Source organism: Acidovorax sp. HMWF018 (assembly GCF_003061035.1).
Lineage (GTDB): Bacteria > Pseudomonadota > Gammaproteobacteria > Burkholderiales > Burkholderiaceae_C > Acidovorax > Acidovorax delafieldii.
Genome location: NZ_QAIM01000175.1, coordinates 1 through 3,969, shown reverse-complemented (window position 1 = coordinate 3,969; position 3,969 = coordinate 1). Strand labels below are relative to the sequence as shown.

General features: G+C 67.0%; 4 protein-coding genes. 1 reads left to right on the top strand and 3 read right to left on the bottom strand.

Translation table 11 applies throughout. From position 1 onward, the window contains the following. Window positions 1-486: ribulose-phosphate 3-epimerase (locus tag DBR23_RS06635; RefSeq protein ID WP_108497713.1), on the top strand; the 486-nt coding region annotated here is incomplete at its 5' end. 69 nt (window positions 487-555) lie between these two features. Here DBR23_RS06635 and DBR23_RS06630 read toward each other — a convergent pair. The 3 genes from DBR23_RS06630 to DBR23_RS06620 form a co-directional block, all read right to left on the bottom strand. Beyond that, window positions 556-948, bottom strand: coding sequence for a hypothetical protein (locus DBR23_RS06630; RefSeq protein ID WP_108497712.1), 393 nt, complete (start codon window positions 946-948; stop codon window positions 556-558). 127 nt (window positions 949-1,075) lie between these two features. Next, window positions 1,076-3,250 (bottom strand): HAMP domain-containing sensor histidine kinase, encoded by a 2,175-nt coding sequence (locus tag DBR23_RS06625; protein ID WP_108497711.1) that lies wholly within the window; start codon window positions 3,248-3,250, stop codon window positions 1,076-1,078. Next, on the bottom strand, window positions 3,247-3,945 hold the full coding sequence (locus DBR23_RS06620) for a response regulator transcription factor (protein WP_056747842.1): 699 nt from the start codon (window positions 3,943-3,945) through the stop codon (window positions 3,247-3,249). The genes DBR23_RS06625 and DBR23_RS06620 overlap by 4 nt, the downstream gene beginning before the upstream one ends. Window positions 3,946-3,969 lie beyond the last annotated feature (24 nt).

The following is a 3,969-nucleotide window of genomic DNA, read 5'->3' as shown; positions in this document are numbered from 1 at the left end:
GGCGTGGCCGTGCCGATTGACGTGCACCTGATGATCCAGCCTGTGGATGCCTTGGCCGCTGCCTTTGCCGACGCGGGTGCTGACTACATCAGCTTCCACCCCGATGCCTCGGGCCATGTGCACCGCAGCATCCAGGCCATCCGGTCCAAAGGCGTCAAGCCTGGCCTGGTGTTCAATCCCGCCGAACCTCTGGACGTGCTGGACTGGGTGATCGACGACATCGACCTCATCCTCATCATGAGCGTGAACCCCGGCTTTGGCGGCCAGAGCTTTATCGACTCCGCGCTGCGCAAGATCGAAGCTGTGCGCAAGCGCATTGATGCTTCTGGCAAGGACATTCGTCTGGAAGTCGATGGCGGCATCAAGACCGACAACATACGCCGCGTGGCTGACGCGGGTGCTGACACCTTTGTCGCGGGCAGCGCCATCTTTGGAAAGCCGGACTACCGGGGCGTGATCGACGCGATGCGTGTGGCCTTGGGCTGATCGCCTGGGTCGCTGCGAAGATTGGGCGCGGATGCCTTTGTGACAGACCGCACCTAATAGGGGGTCAGGCTACTGTTGCGCAGGCACGGTGATGGTCGTCGTGGTCGATTCGCGCAGCACGCCGCCGCCGGATACCGAGCCACTCGCCGGGCTGCTTTGCACGCGGCGCATGCAATCCGCCTGGTCAGCAGCCGTCTGGAAAGCTGCGCAACGCTGGGTGGCGTTGTCGGTGGCGGCGGCTCCAGGGTTGCTGAGATCGCCCTTGCGGGAAGCGTCCAGTGCGTTGTTGGCCTCGCGCAGGCAGGTGGCCAGGCTGTCCTGGGTGTTGTTGGTCATGCACTTTTCCCGCTCCTGCTCGTAGCGTGTCCGCGCGTCCTGCGGCGGCGTTTGAGCGGATGCGCCCGCACAGGCCAGCAGCAATGCCGCAGTGAAGATAGAGGTGGCAAAGCGAAGGCGTTTCATGGAGGGCTCCTGAGGCAATGGCAGACGATGGTCTGAACCTATGCCTGCAGGGTAGGCGCCGGGGCCATGTGCCCCTGTCGGACAGAGCCGCCCTTGCCCGTGCGCGCGCTTCGCGTCTTGGGCTGGGTCAGCCCAGTCGCTGAAAGGTCAGGATGAAGGCCACGCCATCAGACGTGTTGCGCGCATTGATGGTGCCGCCCATCTTGGCCATGTAGGTTTTGGCCACAAACAGCCCCTGGCCCCGGTGCTCGCCCTCGCCCAGCGGGGTGGGGCTGGCGGGGTCGGAAACGCCCAGCTCAAAAATCCGCTCCAGCAGTTCGTCTGCAATGGTGGAGCCCTGATTGTGCAGCGTAGCGCTGGCGGTGGATTCTGACGCCGTGAGGGTCAGCCTGATGGGGCTGCCCGTGGGGCGATAGCGGCCGGCATTGCGCAAGATGTGGGTCACCACGTCTTCGAGCGCAAACTCGTCGGCCCGCACGATGACCGGGCCAGGGTGGCTTGGGCCCAGGTCGTACACCACATCCAAAATGCTCGCAAAGTGGGCGTTGTCGGCCACGTTGCGCAAGAAGGTATCCAGGTCCAGCCGCCCCTCGGGCACATCGGCGGCCTGCAGCGCTTCGGCGGGCGATGCCGTGCCATACAACACATGGATGGCCTGCTGCATGCGCTGCACATAGCGGTGGCCGGGGTCTTGTGGGCCGTTCAGCGCCATCAGCGACTGCAGGGGCGACATGATCTCGTGCCCTACGGCGTGCCACATGTCGCGCTCTTGTTGGGCGCGCAGCTGCTCGCGCTGCAGGTCGTCCTTCACGCGCTGCAGCAGGTCGGCCAAGCCACCGGCCAGAATGCCCAGCTCGTCCGAGCCGCGCAGGTCCGACACATCCAAGTCGCCCAGCCGGGGGGCGTTGTGGCCAGGCTGCACGTTGTACGACACGGCGGCGGCGCGGCGGGTCAGGGCTGTTACGCGGCGGATCAGGCCCACCTCGACCACCAGCCAGGCCAGCGCAATGGCGCCCAGCATGGCACCCAGGTACCACGACAGGCGCGTGGCCACAGCGGCCAGGCCTTGCTCCACGCCGCGCAGGTGGCCGGTGAAGTTGACCACGTAGTTGCCGGTGGGTGTGTCCAGAATGTCCAGGGCCGTGGGTGCGGCGGGCGTGGCTGCTGCCGGGCCCACGCCTGCGGCCTCCAGCGGCAGCCAGCGGATCAGGCGCAGCAGCCAGGGGGCAGATGGATCGGCCTGCACTTCGACGCCCTTGAGGGTGATGGCGCTGGCCTCGTCACTGCCCAGCTTGCGAATCTGCACGCGCTCGCCCGGCAACAGGCTGCGCGAGAGGTCGCCCAGCGATGCGGCTAGCTGCGCGCCGGGTGCGTCGCTGTCGAACAGCGGTCTGGTGTCCTCGCCCGGCGCCAGCATCTCCACCCGCACGCGAATCTGCCCCAGGTCTTCCGGCGGCCAGACCAGGCGCTCGTCCTTGCGGAACAAGGCTTCGCGGAACAGTTCGACCGGCAGGCGGATGGAGTAGTGCGTGCGGCGCAGGCAGTCAGTGGTGGTGGCCTCGCCAGCGGGCGAGCTGGCCGATGGGGGCGGCAGGTCGCGGCACTGACCGTTTTGCCACAGCCAGCCGCGAAAGTCGCGCACCGGCCGCGCGCGGGCGTCGAGCTGCGGCGTGCCGTTGTCCACAAACCCCGTCAGGCGCCCGCGCACAGCCGCGCTGCCTTGTGGGGGCATGGCCTCGTACGGCGCAATCCAGCGGTAGGTGGTGCCCCGCATGTCCAGGGTGATGCGCGCGCGGTGTGCCTCGGCGGGCACCAAAGCGCCGCGCTCGCGGGGTATCAGCTCGCCTGCATAGAAGCTGCCCACCAGGTAAATGAAGCCGCCCGCATAGGGGTTGTTGCCAATCGCTGCGCACACTGATGCGCCATCGGGGTACTGCACAGAGCAGCCCGCCATCTCCACGGCTTGCTGTGATTTTTGCGGGTCGTCAAAGTCGATGGCCGCATAGGGCAGCAGCAGCGGCGCCAGCGGCGTCACGCCCTGGCCGAGGTGGCTGGCGTTGAGCAGCGCCAACTGGCCCGAGGGGTGGCGCAGCCGCGCCATGACCTCGGCCTGGCTGCGCACAAAGCCATGCTGGTAAGCCTGCCAGGCGCGCTCCTTTTCGTCCTTGAGCACCACCACGCTCAGCACCACCGTGGCCAGTGCCAGCAGCACGAACACCCCGCGCACCAGAATGCGCAGGCGGAACGCGGGCAGGCCCAGCCGGGGCATCTCCAGCGCGGGGCGGCGCAGCAGGCGCTTCATTTACCGACCCAGCGGAAGCCGCGCATGGGCACGTTCTCAATGCCTTCAAATCCGGGGTCCACTTCACGCAGCGCCTCGCGAATGGTGCTCACATGCTTGCGCACGTTGTCACGATTGCGCCCGCTTTTCACCACCTCGAACAGTTCGTCATACGACACCACCTCGCCACTGCGCTGGTGCAGCGTGGCCAGGATGCGCTGGGCCGTCAGTGGCAGGTTGATGCGCTCGCCGCGCCAAGTGGGGGTGCGCTGCCACAGCGGGTCCAGCACCAGTGCATCACCCACGGGGGCGGAGGGCGCGCTGGCTGGGGCCTGGGCCTGTGTGGTACGCAGGATGTCGAGAAAGGTCTCAATGAAATCGGCCTCTTCGAACGTGGTTTTCTGCAGGTAGTCCCACGCGTCCAGCGCCTTCATGATGCTGCGGTAGATGGCCGCAGGCATGGCCGACACCACCAGCACCGGCGTGCCCTGGCGCAGCTTGTTGATGGCATTGATGAGGGCCACGCCCGCATGGCGCTCGCGGCCTAACTCAATGTCCAGCACCACCGCGTCGTAGTGCTCGCGGGCCAGCGCGGCCTCGGCCTCGTCGCGGGTAAACCACTGGTCGATGACGATGCCGCTCTTGGCGCTGCGTATCCACCCGGCCAACTGGTTGCTGGTGGGCAGGTCGTCTTCGATCACGGCAATGCGGGTCATGGGCAGGGCGGGGCAGTAGAGGGG

Bases quoted from the DNA above. Each gene is read 5' to 3' on its own strand.
- DBR23_RS06630 (WP_108497712.1), bottom strand. From the start codon at position 948: ATGAAACGCCTTCGCTTTGCCACCTCTATCTTCACTGCGGCATTGCTG.
- DBR23_RS06625 (WP_108497711.1), bottom strand. From the start codon at position 3,250: ATGAAGCGCCTGCTGCGCCGCCCCGCGCTGGAGATGCCCCGGCTGGGC.
- DBR23_RS06620 (WP_056747842.1), bottom strand. From the start codon at position 3,945: ATGACCCGCATTGCCGTGATCGAAGACGACCTGCCCACCAGCAACCAG.